We start from the raw sequence: 17,017 nt of genomic DNA on the forward strand, positions 1-17,017 counted from the left end.
ACGAGCCCTGATTTGAAGCTCCGTCCGGGGTGGTCGAAATTGTCCGATTCGGGTCGATGAGAGCCGCTCGACCGTGCAGCCGCAGCCGCCATTCCGTGACCTGATTCACCTGCGCATCGAGTTGCCGTCAGGTAGGGCAAATATGCCCGTGCCGTTGACGGCACGTGGCGTCGCATTGGCTTGATACGCCGCCGAGTGCATCTGCCGGATCTCCTTGCCATTGCAGTCACCGAGCGACTCCCCGGCCTCGCGTCGTCATCTCCCAACGAGTCACCGAAGGCCCGTGCAACTACTGAGTTGCCGCAAAAAATGGTTTATGGTCAAATGACCATGTCAGGTGACCCATATGCATGTTTCATCCCCAATTGGCAGCCGCCGCTCGATCGCGGATTGTCCAGACGTGGGCAACATTTTGCGAAGGCGTCCGAGTGGCGTAGCAATTGGCGCGCATCGGCCACCGGAAGGTTGGCGAAATCCCGGGAGATGAAGCAGGCGTCCGCGTATCGACGCCTGGGCAGCTTTCGCCCGTCGGCTGAAAGCGCCAGGGTTGAAAAACAAGAATTTCTGGAGACATTGCTCGTGAACGAAATGCACAGCAGGACGAACCACGCGATTGACCCTTCGGCGCTACGCGCCCAACTGCGAGACGGCGCGTTGCTGGAGACGCGTGCGTGGCTGGCGTCGGGATGGGCGGAGGGCACGGACGGCCGATCGTTTCCCGTCACGAATCCGGCCACGGGCGACATCCTGGCGCGCGTGGCCAGCCTCGGCGCCGCGGCGGTCGAGCAGGCCATTGCCTCGTCGGCGCTTGCCCAACAAGCCTGGCAGAAGCGGACCAGCCACGAGCGCGCGAAGATCCTGCGCGCCTGGTACGACCTGATCGTGGCCAATGCCGACGATCTCGCACTGATCATGACGTCGGAGCAGGGCAAGCCGCTGGCGGAGGCCCGCGGTGAAATCATGTATGCGGCTTCTTTCGTGGAGTGGTTCGCCGAAGAAGCAAAGCGTGTCTACGGCGACGTCATCCCTCACCCGCAAGGCGACAAGCGCATCGTCGTCATTCGTCAGCCGATCGGCGTGTGTGCCGCGATCACGCCGTGGAATTTTCCTGCCGCGATGATCACGCGCAAGGTCGCGCCGGCACTGGCTGCAGGCTGCTCCATCATCGTGCGCCCCGCGGACCTGACGCCGCTCACGGCGCTTGCGCTTGCCGTGCTGGCCGAGCGCGCGGGCATTCCGGCCGGTGTCCTTCAAGTGGTGTGCGGCCCGTCGCGCGAGATCGGCGCGGTGCTCACGGCCAGCCCGGTCGTGCGCAAGCTTTCGTTCACCGGCTCGACCGAAGTCGGCCGCGTGCTCATGAGCCAGTCGTCCGCGACGATCAAGCGACTCTCTCTCGAGCTCGGCGGCAACGCACCTTTCATCGTGTTCGACGACGCGGATCTCGACGCGGCGATTGAAGGTGCGATGGCGTCGAAGTACCGGAACAGCGGCCAGACCTGTGTGTGCGCGAATCGCTTTCTCGTCCAGGCCGGCATTCATGACCGCTTCGTCGACGCGCTTACCCGGCGAGTCCAGGCGCTCAAGGTCGGAAACGGCATCGAACCGGGGGTGCAGCAGGGGCCGCTGATCCAGCAGTCCGCCTGCGACCACCTGAATCAACTGATCGACGACGCGGTAAGCAAAGGCGCACGCATCGTCACCGGCGGAAAAGGCCATCCGCTCGGCGGCACGTTTTTCGAGCCGACCGTCATTGCCGATGCAACGTCGGGCATGCGCGTCGCGCGCGAGGAACTCTTCGGGCCCGTCGGCACGGTGTTCCGCTTCGAGGATGAAGCGGAAGCGATCGCGATGGCCAACGACACCGAGTACGGGCTTGCCGCCTATCTCTATACACGCGACCACGGCCGCATCTGGCGTGTGGGTGAGGCGCTCGAGTACGGCATGGTCGGCCTGAATACCGGCGTGATTTCCAACGAGGTCGCGCCGTTCGGCGGGGTCAAGCAATCGGGCCTGGGCCGTGAGGGTTCCCGTTACGGCATCGAGGAATACCTGGAAATCAAGTACCTGTGCACCCAGGTCTAACGGCCACCGTCCGCATCAAGGAAACGTCAATGGAAATGCTCCCGCAGTCGATGCTCTTCGAAACTGTTCCGTCCATTCTCCAGGAATGGGGTTGTGCGCGCCGCCTGGGTCAGGTGATGGCGGCATGGACGGAGCGCCGCCATGTCCTGATCGTGACCGACGCCGGGCTGCACGAGGCCGGTGTGCTGGAACCGGCGAAAGCGTCGCTGGCAGCCGCGGGATTCCGCGTGGCGGTGTTTGACGAGGTCGTGGCCGATCCGCCGGAAAACGTGGTGTTGCGCTGCGTCGAGTTCGCGCGCGGTGCCGAGGCGGACGTCGTCATTGGCCTGGGCGGCGGCTCGTCGATGGACATCGCAAAACTGGCCGCCGTGCTCACCGTGTCGCGGCAATCGATCGCGGAAATGTACGGAATCGGCAACGTTCAGGGCGCGCGCCTGCCGCTGGTGCAGATCCCGACGACGGCGGGTACCGGGTCGGAAGTCACCAACATTTCGATCGTTTCGGTTAACGAAACAACCAAGATGGGCATCGTTGCACGTCAGCTGTATGCCGACAAGGTGATCCTGGATGCCGAATTGACGGTCGGCCTGCCACGCAGCCATACCGCTGCGACGGGTATCGACGCGATGGTTCACGCCATCGAGGCCTATACCAGCAAGCACAAGAAGAACGCCATCTCCGACGCGCTCGCGCGCGAGGCGCTGCGATTGCTGGTGAGCCACCTGATCCCGGCTTGCGAAAACGGCGCGGACCGGCGCGCACGTGAAGCCATGCTGCTCGGCGCGACGCTGGCGGGCCAAGCGTTCGCCAACGCCCCGGTGGCCGCGGTCCATGCGCTGGCGTATCCGTTGGGGGGGCATTTCCATATCCCGCACGGCTTGTCCAACGCGTTGATGCTGGCGCCCGTGCTGCGTTTCAACGCCGACGCGGCGGCTTCGCACTATGCGGAACTGGCGGACGTCGTCGGCGCGGGGGGAACGGGCGACGCCACGGCGCGCACGGCGGCGTTCATCGCCTTCCTGGCAGACCTGATGGACCGATCCGGCGCGCCGCGGCGTTTGCGCGACGTGGGTGTCACGCAATCGAGCCTGCCGACCCTCGCGGCCGATGCGATGAAGCAGCAGCGCTTGCTGTTGAACAATCCGGTCGTCGTCACCGAGTCGGATGCATTGCGCCTGTACGAACAGGCCTACTGAACCGACGCCGGCCAATCCGCAGTCGCCGTAACGTTAATAGAGAGAATGCACCGTGAACAATGTAGAAAGGATTGAGCACCACGAGATCGTTATCCTGGGTGCAGGCTTCGGAGGCCTCGGCATGGCCGCCCGCATGAAAGTCGCGGGCATCGACGACTTCGTCGTGCTGGAGAAACGTCCCGATCTCGGTGGCGTGTGGCTGGACAATTCGTATCCCGGCGCGGCGTGCGATACCGAATCGCACCTGTACTGCTACAGCTTCCATCCGCATTTGCGCGTGAGCGCGATGTATGCCGGCCGCAACGAGCTGCTGCACTATCTGAAATCGCTCGCCGCGCGGTTCGACCTGACGGAACACCTGCGATTCAACCTCGAGATTCGCAGTGCCGAATGGGATGCCGGTGCCAGCCTCTGGCGGTTCGCGCTGAGTGACGGCTCCCGGATGACCTCACGGTTCTTCGTGCCGGCATGGGGGCAACTGAACCGCCCGATGATCCCCGCGGTTCGCGGCCTGGCCGATTTCAACGGCGAGTATTTCCACTCCGCCGAGTGGCGGCACGACGTGGACTTGAGCGGCAAGCGGGTGGCAAGCATCGGCAACGCCGCCAGCGCCGTGCAGTATGTGCCGTTCATCGCGCCGAAGGTCGACCACCTGACGGTATTCCAGCGAAGCGCGAACTGGATCATGCCGCGCAACCAGATCGTCTTCTCGGCGGAACAGCTCGATGCCTACGAGCGCGAGCCCCATCTGTTCGAAGAAAGCCGGAAATCGCTGCACGCGTTCCGCGAGTCCGGGTTCGAGCGTACCCGGATCGGGACCAGCGCGCAGCAGGAAGGCAAGAGTCTCGCGTTGGCGCACCTGCATCGCCAGGTGCCCGACCCGGTCCTGCGCGAGCAACTGACGCCGGACTATGAATACGCATGCAAACGGATTCTGCGATCGGACGACTACTATCCGGCGCTCATGCGCGACAACGTCGCGCTGGAGACGGCGGGAGTGGAATCGTTCGTCGACGAGGGCATCGTGACCCGGGACGGCCGCCTGCTTCCGTTCGACGTGGTCGTGTTCGGAACCGGCTTCGAGAGTCAGGCTTTCCAGGGCAGCCTGCAGGTTCGCGGCACGGACCGCACGTTGGCCCAGGCATGGGCGGACGGCCCGGAAGCCTATCTGGGCATGACCGTGCCGGGCTTTCCGAACATGTTCATGTTGTATGGGCCGAATACGAACCTGAACCACAACTCCATCGTGTCGATGCTCGAGATCCAGCAGAACTACATCATCGACGCGATCGGCGGCATGGCTTCGGCCGGCGTGAAGGCGGTCGACGTCGATCGGGCCGTGTTCGACGAATACAACGGCAAGCTGCAATCGGCGATGGCCGGCTCGGCGTTTTCGGCAGGCTGCTCGAGCTGGTACAAGAACGCGCAAGGCAAGGTGATCAACAACTGGCCCGGCACGGTCGACGAATACCGCGCCGTGACGCGATGGGATCAAAGCGTGTTCGCTGCGATCTGAGCGGGGATACCCATGACATCGGTGCACTGGTTGCCGCTGACCGAGGTGGCTGACGATGCGCGGGACGCCGTTCGGGCGTTCCGCGAACTGGGCGGGCGACACTACGGCAGCTTTTCCGTCGACCAGTCGCGCGTGAACTTCGTGCGGGCCTGCGAATTGAACGGCCTCGCCGCCGACGAAGCGGTTGCCCACGACGATATCGACGTGCCCGTCGCGGACGGCAGCATTCGGGTACGGCTCTATCGTCCGCCCGCCGGGGAGCGCGTCGAGCGCAAACCACTGATCGTCTTCATTCACGGCGGCGGGTGGGTGATCGGCAGCGTGGACACGCATGACGGCATCTGCCGTCATCTCGCACGGCACGGCGGGTGTGCTGTCGCTTCCGTGGAGTACCGGCTAGCGCCGGAGCACCGGTGGCCGGTCCCGCTCGAAGACTGCGAGCGGGCATTGGACTACCTCGCGGCCAACGCTGCCGCGCTCGCCATCAACGCGTCTCGGATGATCCTGGCGGGCGACAGCGCCGGCGGCAACATGGCGACCCTCATCGCCAATGCGGCACCGGCGGCGGGACCCGCGATCATCGGGCAGATCCTGTTCTATCCCGTGACGGACCTGACGGCGGCGCTTTCGTCCTATCAGCGCATTCAAGGCGGATTTCCGCTGGTCGCCGAGTCGATGCGCTGGTTCCGGGAACACTACGTGCCGGCCGGCACGCCGTTCGATCTTCCCCGCCTGTCCCCGCTGCTGCATGCGGAAGGCCGGCGGCAGCCGCCGATGTTCATTGCCACGGTGGGGCTGGATCCGCTGTGTGACGAAGGCATTGCCTACGCGTCATGCGCGGCCCGCGCGGGGAGCACGGTCGAGCACCTCCATCTACCCGGGCATCATCACGGCATCATTACCGCAGCGCGCACGATCCCGGCAGCGAGATACCTGCTGGATCGCGCCGCTTCCTTTGTCCGGCGGCTTGCCGAAGCAGACGGCTTCGAGGTTTGACGCGTCGATCGTCGCGCGGGCCGGCGCATTCGGCCCGCGCGACCGATCGTGTAATGGAAACTCCCGATTCAAATTGTCCTTCGACTGCATAGACTGGGAACCGTAGAACTTGGTCAATTGATCATGTTCGGGGTGACCGGTCAAACCGGGATGCACACCTCAATGATCCGCGTGCGTGTCCGGCCGGGTGCATGGGGGGGTGTCGCGTACCGGCTTGAAACGTCGTCGCCGGCATGCACGTACGAGCGTCTTTTTCTTTCGTAGTCACATGACCAAGTCTATTGATCTAGTCGTGCGGCGTTACGGATATTTTCAATAACGGGTCATCGGAGGGATCTCATGACTAAGAATCAAGCAGATTCGGGTTTGCCTGAGCACATAGAGGTACTAATCATTGGGGCGGGGATCTCGGGGCTCGATGCCGCTTGTCATCTTCGCATGAACTTGCCGGACCGCTCGTTCGCCATCCTGGAAGCCATGGATGGATTCGGCGGTACGTGGTGGACCCATCGCTACCCCGGCGCGCGTTCCGACAGCGACCTGTACACGTACGCGTTCGGATTCCGCCCGTGGCAGGGCCGCTCGATCGCGACGGCGGAGGAGATCCACAGCTATCTGGGCGATGTCATCAAGGAATACGACCTCGGTTCGAAGATCCGCTACGGGCATCGTGTTCAAACGGTGAGCTGGTCGAGCGAGCAGAAGCGCTGGACGGTCGAGGTGTCGCGCAAGGATACGGGCGAACACTTCACGATCACCACCGACTTCCTGTGGCTCGGGGCGGGGTACTACGACCATCGGCAGGGCTTTACGCCGAAGTGGAACGGGTTCGACCGCTACAAGGGAACGGTCGTGCATCCGCAGCACTGGCCGGAAGACCTCGACTATGCCGGCAAGCGGGTGGTCGTGATCGGCTCGGGCGCGACCGCCGCGACGCTGATTCCGGCGATGGCCGGCACCGCGGCGCATGTGACGATGCTGCAACGGTCGCCGACGTTCTTCACGGCGGTTCCCTGGACCCACCAGCTGGACGCGACGCTTCGCGAACTGAGCCTGCCCGAGGCGTGGCGCTCCGAGATTCTGCGGCGTGCGCACCTGAAGCAGACGTTCGACCTGATCAACCTGTCCGCCGCGAACCCGGACGCCGTTCGCGACTGGCTGATCAACGAGACCCGGCAACAGCTGCCGGAAGGCTTCGACGTCGACAAGCACTTCAATCCCAGCTATCGCCCGTGGCAGCAGCGCGTGGCGGCGGTGCCCGAGGGCGACCTCTTCACGGCGATCCGGGAGGGCAAGGCGTCCGTCGTGACGGACACCATCGAATCGTTCGACGAAAGCGGCATCGTGCTGGCATCGGGCGAGCACCTGCAGGCGGACATCGTCGTGACGGCGACGGGCTTCGACATGAGCGCTTTCGGCCAGATCGCGTTCCACCTCGACGGCGAACCGGTCGACATGTCGAAGCGGGTCTCGTATCGGGGAATGATGATCGAGGGTATCCCGAACATGGCGTTCATCTACGGCTATTACCGGTCGAGCTGGACGTTGCGCGCCGATCTCGTGTGCGAATTCACCTGCCGCGTCCTCGCGCATATGGACAAGGTGGGCGCGAAGACGGTGGAGCCGTGCCTGCGCGCCGAAGACGCCGACATGCAGCGGCTGCCGTGGACCGACCCGAACAACTTCAATGCCGGGTACGTGATGCGCTCGCAACACCAGATGCACTTGCGTGGAGATCGCATGCCGTGGCAGCACCACTTCGAGTACGAGGAGGAGCGCCAGACCATTCCGGAATTGAGCCCGGATGCCGAAGTCCTCGTGTATCGCTGATTTCCGCGCAACGTTCGAATAAAGGTGAAGTTATGGCACTCGATTTGCACCTCGCTGGTTTTCTCGAATCCCTTGCCGGGTCCGGCGCGAAACCGCTGTCGCAGTCCAGCCCGGAAGAGGCGCGCGGATTGATGCAGCATCTGGCGCGCGCCGTTCGCGTACCGGAGGCCGTGGTCGACGTTCACGGCGTGGAAGACATGACCGTTCCCGGCGCGACCGGATCGCTGCGGGCGCGGCTGTACCGTCCGACCCAGGAGCGCAATCTGCCGACGGTCGTCTATCTCCATGGCGGCGGATTCGTGATCGGCGATCTGGATACCCACGACAACATGTGCCGGGAGCTGGCGCGCGGCGCCAACGCGGTCGTCGTCTCGGTGGATTACCGGCTGGCGCCCGAGCATCCGTATCCGGCCGCGGCGGACGACGCGATCGCCGCCACCAAATGGGTGATCGCGAACGCGGGTGAGCTGGGCGGCAGCGACGTCGTGGCGGTGGCCGGAGACAGCGCCGGCGGCAATCTGGCCGCGGTCGTGACCCAGCAACTGCACGCCGACGGCATTGCGCTGTCCGCGCAGTTCCTGATCTACCCCGCGGTCGCACAGGATCGCGCCGGCTTTCCTTCGTTCAAGGAAAACGGCGAAGGCTACTTTCTCGATCTCGAGACGATCGCCTGGTTCGAGCGACATTACGTGCCCGACGGGACCGACCGTGAGGATCCGCGACTGGCGCCGATCCGTGCGAAGGACCTTGCCGGGTTGCCGCCTGCGGTCATCCTGACCGCCGAATTCGATCCGCTGCGCGATGAGGGCGAGGCCTATGGCCGCGTGCTCCACGCAAGCGGCGTGAAGGTCGACACGATCCGGTGCGACGGCATGATTCACGGGTTCTTCGACATGGGGGCGGTCTCCCCGGGCGCCCAGGCGTGGATCGAGAAGGGCATCGCGAGTTTTCGAACGTTGCTCGGCGCCGCACAGCACCATTGATACGTCGGCGGAAGCGACCTGATTTCGCTTCTCGCCATTTCGTGGCCGCACGCGGTGCGATGGATGACCGCCAACGTTGCCGATGCGGCCACGCAGTGCTGATGCATGACGGCATGAAGCCGATCGCGCGGCGGCTCGCTGAGGCCGCGACGCGCGTGGCGGAATCGATGCATCAGGTAGTTGCCTGTGAAGCGCTCAGGCATCTATCGAGGACACAGACCCGTGAAGAACTCATTCGATTATCTTGTTGTAGGCGGCGGCTCGGCAGGCAGCGTGCTGGCTTCGCGTTTGACCGAAGATCCCGACGTGACGCTGTGCCTCTTCGAAGCAGGCGGCACCGGCGATGGATGGCCCGTCACCGTGCCGGCCGCCCTGGTGCTGATGATCCCGTCCAAGCTGAACAACTGGGCGTTCGAGACGGTGCCCCAGAAGGGGCTGCAGGGGCGACGCGGCTACCAGCCGCGTGGCAAGGCGTTGGGCGGATCGTCCGCGATCAATGCGATGGTGTACACGCGCGGGCATCATGCCGACTACGACGATTGGGCTGCGCTCGGCAACGAGGGTTGGGGCTGGAACGACGTCTTCCCGTATTTCAAGCGAAGCGAGCACAACGAGCGGCTCGGCAATGAATGGCACGGGCGCGGCGGCCCGCTGTGGGTCAGCGACCTGAGGACGGACAATCCATTCCAGGCGCGCTGGCTGGACGCCGCGCGAGAGTGCGGCCTGCCCGTCACGGACGATTTCAACGGTGCGGAGCAGGAAGGCGTCGGCATCTACCAGGTGACCCAGAAGAATGGCGAGCGCTGGAGCGCGGCACGCGCGTACCTTTTTCCGCACCTGAAGACGCGCGGCAACCTGACGGTGGAGACGGGCGCGCAGGTCAGGCGCATCGTGTTCGACGGCAAGCGGGCCGTGGGCGTCGAGGTCACGCGTGGAGGGAATGTCGAGACGGTCTGGGCGAAGAAAGAGGTGATCCTTGCCGCGGGCGCGCTTCAATCTCCGCAGTTGCTGATGTTGTCCGGCGTCGGGCCGAAGGACGAACTCGAGCGTCACGGCATCCCGGTCGTCGCCGATCTCCCGGGCGTGGGAGAGAACCTGCAGGATCATCCGGACGTCGTCGTCAGCTACAAGACGAACAGCCTGGATGCGCTCGGCGTATCGGTACGCGGCGCGATCAAGACGCTGCGCGACATCCGGCAATACCGGAACGCGCGAACCGGTACCCTGACCACCAACTTCGCCGAAGGCGGCGCGTTCCTGAAGACGCGTCCCGACCTCGATCGACCGGACGTTCAGATGCACTTCGTCGTCGGGCCCGTCAGCGATCACGGCAGGAAGGTGCAGCTCGGACACGGTCTTTCCTGTCACGTGTGCCTGCTGCGGCCGAAAAGCCGTGGGTCGGTCAAGCTGCGAAGCGCCGATCCGCTCGATGCGCCGCTGATCGACCCGGCATTCCTCGAGCACGACGATGATCTCGAGGTTCTGGTCGAGGGGTACAAGCTGACCCGGCGGTTGATGGCGGCGCCGGCGATGGCCCAGTTCGTGACGGAGGACCTGTTCGCGTCCCGGTCGCGATCGGACGACGACATTCGTGCATTGCTGCGCGAGCGGACCGACACCGTGTACCACCCGGTCGGAACGTGTCGCATGGGGAACGACGCGCTCGCCGTCGTCGATTCCCAGTTGCGCGTACGGGGAACGGAAGGCCTGCGCGTGGTGGATGCTTCGATCATGCCGACGCTGGTGGGCGCAAACACGAACGCGCCGACGATCATGATCGGTGAGAAAGCCTCTGATCTGATCCGGAGGATCTCCCGATTCCCGTCCGCGGTGCCGGAAACCGCGGTGTGAGTGGCCTTCTCGTGCCGACGTTCGTCGGCACGAAGGCCTCAACCGCACGTGAACGTTGCGAGCATGATGGGTGCAGCAACGTCCACGACCCGAAGGCAAGGGCTCGCCGAGACTGGACGTTGCCGGGGCGTCGCGCGCTTTCTGGCGTCGAGCGCTCGCGCGGTGACTCCTGGTGATGCGGCCAACCGCCGATCATGAACGCACCCCTGCTCGTTGAAGCGCAAGGCGAGCACGAGGCAAGCGATGCCGCCACCCGACGCGCGGATGCCGGGTGGCGACCTGCATGCGCCAACAACCGGAGAAAGACCGCTGCTTGCTTCATGGCGATGAGTCGCCGCAACCGAGGAACCCGTCGGCCGATCGATCTCGCTCGGCGTCCGGCCATGTCCGGGCGCAGGAAATATTCTTCCCCAGCCATCTATCCCGATGGCTTCGGCGTGTGTCATGCCGAACGCCGTCTTCAATTCGACGAGCCATGCCCGTGAACGGGGCCCCCTGTGCGGCGCCTGAACGCTGTCCGCAAGGTGTCCGCGTGCACGAAAGGCAACGACTCGGAAATTCAATCATGCACTCGCTCATACTCATCGCGGATGACGCACCGGAAATGTCGTCAACGCTCGATACCTGCCTGACTCGCCATGGCTTTCGAACATTCCAGACCCACCCCGCCCAGACCGTGCTGGCCACGCAACTGAGCCTGAAGCCGGATCTGGTCATTCTCGACGTCCGTGAACTGTGTGCGGATATCCTGGACATGCTCGCCAGGCTTCGACGGCAAAGCGATGCCCCCATCGTCGTCATTTCGGCGTGTGACCGGGACGGGGAGCAGTTGCGCGCACTGCACGCCGGCGTCGACGACTACATCGTCAGGCCGTTCGACCCGGACGTGGTCGTCGCGCGATTGCTCGCGATTCTTCGCCGCTCCGGCACGCTCGCGCCTGAACGTCGCCTTCGGGTCGGTGCGCTCGAAGTCGATACGGAAAGCTATATGGCGTGCGTGAGAACGTCCTCCGGCGAAACGCCGGTCTCCGTGACACTCGTCGAATTCCGCCTGCTGGCTCACATGGCCAGGCTGCCGAATCGTGCATTTACGCGCGTCGAACTGCTCGATGCGTGCATGGCGGACGTCAGCGCATCCACACGCACCGTCGACAGCCACATGAGCCGGTTACGGCGAAAGCTGATGGCCGCCGGGGCGTCGGGCATCGTGGAAAGCGTGCACGGCATCGGCTATCGACTTCGAAAATCCGGCTGACGGGGGAGCGTGTCGCGCGTGGCGTGACGCGGCGGTTCGTCCATCAGCCGCTTCTCCTTCGAGTGATCCGTGCCCCCGGAGTGGGAGAACTCGATTGCCGTTTGACACCCCGCTCCATCCGAGGTCAGGCAGGCTTCGATACAGCGGGCCGCGATTCACGATCGCGGCCCGCCACGTGCATCAGACTTCCGACCGTTACTGCGCGACGACCCCGTCGCGAGAAAAGATCAGCCACTTGTCGCCCGTCGACGGGAGCGCCGCGGTGTACGTCGTCCCGGTCTGGGTGCGCAGGCGCTGGAACGTCTTGCCATCATCGTTACTTTGAGCCTGCAGCCCGTCGACCCCGACCGCCAATACCGCGGAGCCACGGGACGCAAGCGCGGTAATGGAATTCCGGGTGTCGAGCGTCGCGCGTGACCAGGTATGGCCGTTGTCCTCGCTTCGCATCAGCGTGCCGCGCAGCCCGCCGACCAGCAGCACGCCGTTGGGCAGCGCCACGCCGCACCAGAACGACCCCTTGTAACCGGTCTCCACGCTCTCCCACGTGTTGCCTTTGTCCCGGGAGATCAGGAGTTGCCCCTTCTCGGCCGTGGCAAAGATCTCGCCATTGCCGTTCGAGAAAAGACCGAACAGATTCAGGTCCGACTTCTTGCCGTTCGGGAGCACGGCTTCTCTTTTGGTCCAGGTCTTGCCGCCGTCATCGGTGACGAGGATGAGCGACCAGAGTCCGACGGCCACGCCGTGGTTGGCATCGATGAAATGCACGCCGAACAGCGGGCGATCCTCGCTCGTCACGAGACGTTGAACCGCCCACGTCTCGCCGCCGTCGGTCGTCTTCAGGATCGCGCCCCAGTGGCCGACTGCCCACCCTGTCCTGGCGTCGATGAAACTGACGGACGTCAGCGTCGAGCTCACGGGCACGGACTTGGCCTGACGGTACGTCGCACCGCGGTTGTCGGACAGCAGGACGATGCCGTTCGCGCCGACACTCACGACCCGCGTGCCGGCCCAGGTCGCATCGAGCACGGGGGACTGGGTCGCGATGCTGGACTGGACGGCCGGAACGGGCCGGAGTTCCGATGCAGCTACCGCGCCTGGCATGCTGCCCAGCAGCGCGCCAAGGACGACGGCGCCGGCCGACAGGGAGAGAAGCTTGCGATACAGGGTCATGGAATCCTCTTCTTCTTCAATGGGCGAGCAGGCCGGGGGCACGGGCGGGCTTGCGCCGCGGGAAGATGCGCTCGAGCCAGACGGCGAACGCGGGCAGAACCGTCATGGCCATGACCATGTTGACGATGAACATGAACGCCAGGAGCTTGCCCATGTCTGCCTGGAACTTGAGCTCGGAGAACGACCAGGTGGCGACGCCGATCGCGAGCGTGATCGCCGTGAAGATGGTGGCCGTCCCGATCTCGAGGATCGATTGTTCGAGCGCCTTGACGATGCCGATGCCGTTGGCGAGATGCAGCTGCAGGCGGTTGTAGATATAGAACGCATAGTCGACGCCGATGCCCACCGCCAGCACCATCACGGGCAACGTGGCGACGGTCAGGCCGATCTGCAGCTCCTTCATGAACCAATATCCGATGAACGTGCCGATCGTCAGCGGCAGGCAGCAGGCGAGAACCGCGCGCAGGTCACGGTACGTGACGAGGACGAGCAGGACGATGGTCGTATAGACGTAAAGCATCATCGGCAATTCGCTGCGCTCGATTTCGTCGTTGACCGCGGCCAGCACGCCGGCGTTGCCGGATGCGAGCCGGATCTTCACGCCCGGCAGCTTGTTCGACTCGCGGAAATGCTTCGCGGCGTCGATCACCTGGGTGATCGTGGTCGCCTTGTGGTCGGCCAGATAGATGTTCACCGCGGTCATGCTGCAGTCCTTGCGCATCACGCCGGGCGTGCGGGCCACCTCGCCGGCGAGCGATGAATAGTTGTCCGGATCGATGGGGATCGCGGACATCTTCGGATTGCCTTCGTTGTATCCCTCGTTGTATTGGCGCAGCAACGACGAGAACGAGACGACCGACAACACGCCGGGGACGGCACGCATCGACCACACGAAGCGATCCTGGTAGGCGCCGACCTCCACGTTGTTGCAGGACTGGGGCGGCGCTTCGAAGACGATCGAAATCCAGTCCAGGCCGACGTCGTAGCTCGATGCAATCGAAACCGAATCCTGGTTGAACCGGGCGTCGGCACGCAGCTCGGGCGCGCCGGCCTGCAGCGTGCCGACCACGCGGTCCCGGCTTTCCCAGGCCGCCACGGCGAACACCACGACGGCGGCCAGCAGGACGATCGCCGCATTGCGCGGAATGGCGACCTTGGCGAGCACGCGGAGCACGCGGCCACGACGAACGGCGTGCAGCTCCGCATGCTTCGCATAGTTGCCGTCGACCTTGAGCAACGACGCGGCCAGCGGCAGCATCACCAGGTTCGTGACGATCTTGTACGCCACGCCGAGCGAAGCGGTGATCGCGAGCTCGCGCACCATCGGGATCGGAATCAGGATCAGCGTGACGAAGGAAACGAACGCGGTGACCAGGGCGAGCGTGCCGGGAATCAGCAGCCCGCTGAAGCTGGAGCGAGCGGCTTGCTCCACCGACTTCCCGTGGGAGATCTCGCGCACGATGAAATTGATCTGCTGGACGCCGTGTGACACGCCGATCGCGAACACCAGGAACGGAACCAGCACGCCCAGCGGGTCGAGCCCGTAGCCGAGCAGATGCAGCGTGCCGAACTGCCAGACGAGCGAGACGAGCGAGCAGGTCAGCGGCAGGATCGTCAGGCGAATGGAGCGGCAGTACCAGTAGACGGCCAGCGCGGTCAGGAGCAGGGCGATCGCGCAGAACTTCAGGACGGACGACGCACCGTTTGCAATATCGCCGATCTGTTTCGCGAAACCGATGATCTGGATTTCATAGTTCGCATCCTCGAACTTGGCGCGCAATTGCGATTCGAGCGCCTTGTCGAATGCCACATAGTCGACCCGCTCACCTTTCGCATCCAGCTCGTTGAGATCGGCGGTGACCATGGCGCTGCTCTGGTCGCGCGACACGAGGCTTCCGACGAAACCGCCCTGGGCGGTCGAGCGCGAAATGGCGCCGACCGTGTTGCTGTCCAGCTGATCGGGCGTCACGGTGCCGGGGATGAGCGGGTCGGCCCGGAATCCGTCTTCGGTGATCTCGTTGACGAATGAATTCGGTGTCCAGAGGGATTGGACGCTGCTGCGGGACACGTTCGGCAGGAAGGTGACCGCCTGGGTGACTTCATACAGGCGCTTCAACGCGGCCGGCGTCCAGATGCTGCCCTTGCGGGCCTTGACGACGACGATCAGGCGGTTGGCGCCGAGCAGGTCACCGCGATACGCGTTGAACGTCTGCGTGTATTCGTGGCCCAGCGGCAGTTGCTTCTCGAACCCGGCATCCATGCGCAGCTTGACGGCGAAGCAGGCCATGACGACCGTGAAAAGCACCAGGAGCCCCAGCACGAGACGCCTGTGACCGAACAGCGTATTTTCCAGCGAATGAAGAATTCTCAGCAGCTTGCTGGGTCGGGCTGCGTCGGAAACAGGCGTTTGATTCATATTGACCTCAGAAATTGCGAGATGCGACGATTGCCACGAAGTCCCTGTCACGTAGCGGGTTGGCCAGCGGGTTGGTCGGGCCCATGAAACGGGTGTAGTTCAATCCGACCTGCCAGTTCGCCGGGTTCTGTATGAAGTTCACATACAGGTTCATGGCCGTCACGCCGCGCATGAACTGGGCATTCACGTTCGGCGTGTTGCCGAAGAGGCCGTACCGGACGAATATCCCCGGATTGACCTGCCACCCGGGAATGAGGGTGCCGTCGTAGACCCAGTTGAAATCGACGTCGATCCCGCCGGAGTATTTCGTTCCCTGGGCACTCCCCGGCGTGTTGAGTGCGCCGGTCGCGAACAAATCGTTGAATTCGTTCCCCCACAGAAGCGCGCCCGGTGAAATCGGCGACCCGCCGTAGCTCTTGTGAAGCCCCGGATAAGCAATGATCACCGTCTCGGTCGTGAGTGTGGCGGTCTGGGCGCCGAGCAGCTTCAGGAATGCCGCGGAATTGCCCGGCTGCAGCGAGTAGAGGGTCGTCAGGTGCCACTGGAATCGCTTCTCGTCGACCCAGCAGTTCCCCCCTTGCGCGACGCATCCACTGGCCGGATTCAGCGGAACGGCATCTCGCGGCCGGTACGAGAGCTCGGTACCGATCGCCCAGTCGCCCACCGGGAAGTTGGCGCTGACACCGATCATGTGGCGGTCTTCCGGAAACCGGAAGACCGTCCCGCCCGTCGAACTCAGCGAGACTTGCGGGAACTTGTCGTGGTACGCGATCGTGTAGAAGCCGAGATTCAGGTCCGTTCCCGCCGGCTGGTAGCGAATGGAAAAACCATACTGCCCGCCGTTCTTCGGATGGACGGTCGAGACGCCATACGTGTTGTTGCCGGGCCCGACGATCTGATTCGACCAATAGCTGCCAACCGGCGGCAGGTAGTTCTGGTTCCAGTTGCTCTGGTAGTACCCTTCGACGTTCACGCCGTGGCCCACGCCGGAGGCGACGCTCACGATCGGCGCGGGCAGGATGATCTCCTTGACCTGCGCGCCGGGCTGGGACGCGCGATTCACGTCGATCGCGTTCGTCGCATTGACGCCGCCGATTTCCCAGATGCTTTCGCCCCAGCTGACGACCTGGTTACCCACGCGGACGCGGGCAATCTGGTCGCCGACGTTGAACTGCTTGCTGACCCACAGGTCGAGCAGGCGCGGCTTGAAGCGGATGTTCTTCTCGGCATCGGACGGGAGCCCGCCGCTCAGGTTGGGCGAAGGGTTGTAGAACAGGTCCTGTCCGCTGGTCGCGCCTGTCGTGCGGGTGCCGGAGTAGTCGTATTGCCAGGTGCCCCGTGCCATGAACGTGAGCCCTTGCGACGGCATCTTCAGGACCAGCTCGTGGTTGCCCTTGAGATAGCTCGTGAACGGATCTCCCTTGCCGTAGTTGATGTCGCCCTGATCGGAAAGGCCGCTCAACTGACCGAGCCGGCCGCCACCCGTCTGCGCACCGGTGGCCACGTTGTAGGTCGGCGACACGAGATTGCTGCTCGGCGACGCGGTGCGAATGCCGACGCCTGCCGAGATCGTCGAATCGAAACTGCCTTCGACGTTCCCGACCGTGAACGTGAAGGCGTGCGCGCCGCCGCACCCGACGGCGACAAGCGCCGCGATTGCCGCGCGCACGAACACCACGCTGGAGCGGGGCTGTAATGAGGAGGTGCTAGCCATTTTGTCTC

12 protein-coding genes are annotated in these 17,017 nt (G+C 64.2%); 9 read left to right on the forward strand and 3 right to left on the reverse strand.

The window, feature by feature from the left end; all coding sequences use genetic code 11:
* Positions 1-588 precede the first annotated feature (588 nt).
* The 9 genes from G3N96_RS02245 (at position 589) to G3N96_RS02285 (ending at position 11,709) form a co-directional block, all read left to right on the forward strand.
* Complete coding sequence (locus G3N96_RS02245; protein WP_241022436.1) at positions 589-2,082, forward strand: NAD-dependent succinate-semialdehyde dehydrogenase; 1,494 nt, start codon at positions 589-591, stop codon at positions 2,080-2,082.
* Positions 2,083-2,111: 29 nt separating this feature from the next.
* Positions 2,112-3,278, forward strand: a complete 1,167-nt coding sequence (locus G3N96_RS02250) for an iron-containing alcohol dehydrogenase (protein ID WP_206136090.1) — start codon at positions 2,112-2,114, stop codon at positions 3,276-3,278.
* A 52-nt stretch (positions 3,279-3,330) separates the two neighbouring features.
* Positions 3,331-4,794, forward strand: coding sequence for an NAD(P)/FAD-dependent oxidoreductase (locus tag G3N96_RS02255; protein WP_206136091.1), 1,464 nt, complete (start codon positions 3,331-3,333; stop codon positions 4,792-4,794).
* Positions 4,795-4,806: 12 nt separating this feature from the next.
* The gene (locus tag G3N96_RS02260; protein ID WP_124579408.1) at positions 4,807-5,790 is read left to right on the forward strand and encodes an alpha/beta hydrolase; all 984 of its coding nucleotides are present in this window, start codon (positions 4,807-4,809) and stop codon (positions 5,788-5,790) included.
* A 339-nt stretch (positions 5,791-6,129) separates the two neighbouring features.
* Complete coding sequence (locus tag G3N96_RS02265) at positions 6,130-7,620, forward strand: NAD(P)/FAD-dependent oxidoreductase (protein ID WP_206136092.1); 1,491 nt, start codon at positions 6,130-6,132, stop codon at positions 7,618-7,620.
* Between the two features lie 32 nt (positions 7,621-7,652).
* Positions 7,653-8,603 (forward strand): alpha/beta hydrolase, encoded by a 951-nt coding sequence (locus G3N96_RS02270; RefSeq protein ID WP_206136093.1) that lies wholly within the window; start codon positions 7,653-7,655, stop codon positions 8,601-8,603.
* 222 nt (positions 8,604-8,825) lie between these two features.
* Entirely contained in the window at positions 8,826-10,454 is a 1,629-nt protein-coding gene (locus G3N96_RS02275; protein ID WP_206136094.1) for a choline dehydrogenase, read from the forward strand.
* Positions 10,455-10,648: 194 nt separating this feature from the next.
* Positions 10,649-10,939, forward strand: coding sequence for a hypothetical protein (locus G3N96_RS02280; protein WP_206136095.1), 291 nt, complete (start codon positions 10,649-10,651; stop codon positions 10,937-10,939).
* An 80-nt stretch (positions 10,940-11,019) separates the two neighbouring features.
* Positions 11,020-11,709 carry a response regulator transcription factor gene (locus G3N96_RS02285; protein WP_206136096.1) on the forward strand — a complete coding sequence of 230 codons (690 nt, stop codon included), beginning with the start codon at positions 11,020-11,022 and terminating at the stop codon, positions 11,707-11,709.
* A 195-nt stretch (positions 11,710-11,904) separates the two neighbouring features.
* On the opposite strand, the gene G3N96_RS02290 is transcribed toward G3N96_RS02285, so the two are convergent.
* From G3N96_RS02290 to G3N96_RS02300, 3 genes are read right to left on the reverse strand one after another with little or no spacing between them, the layout of a single operon-like run.
* Positions 11,905-12,879 (reverse strand): YCF48-related protein, encoded by a 975-nt coding sequence (locus G3N96_RS02290; protein WP_241022430.1) that lies wholly within the window; start codon positions 12,877-12,879, stop codon positions 11,905-11,907.
* Positions 12,880-12,895: 16 nt separating this feature from the next.
* On the reverse strand, positions 12,896-15,295 hold the full coding sequence (locus tag G3N96_RS02295; RefSeq protein WP_206136097.1) for an MMPL family transporter: 2,400 nt from the start codon (positions 15,293-15,295) through the stop codon (positions 12,896-12,898).
* A gap of 7 nt (positions 15,296-15,302) precedes the next feature.
* Positions 15,303-17,009, reverse strand: coding sequence for a DUF1302 family protein (locus G3N96_RS02300; RefSeq protein ID WP_206136098.1), 1,707 nt, complete (start codon positions 17,007-17,009; stop codon positions 15,303-15,305).
* Positions 17,010-17,017: the final 8 nt, after the last annotated feature.

Source organism: Burkholderia sp. Se-20373 (assembly GCF_017104705.1).
Classification (GTDB): Bacteria; Pseudomonadota; Gammaproteobacteria; order Burkholderiales; family Burkholderiaceae; genus Burkholderia.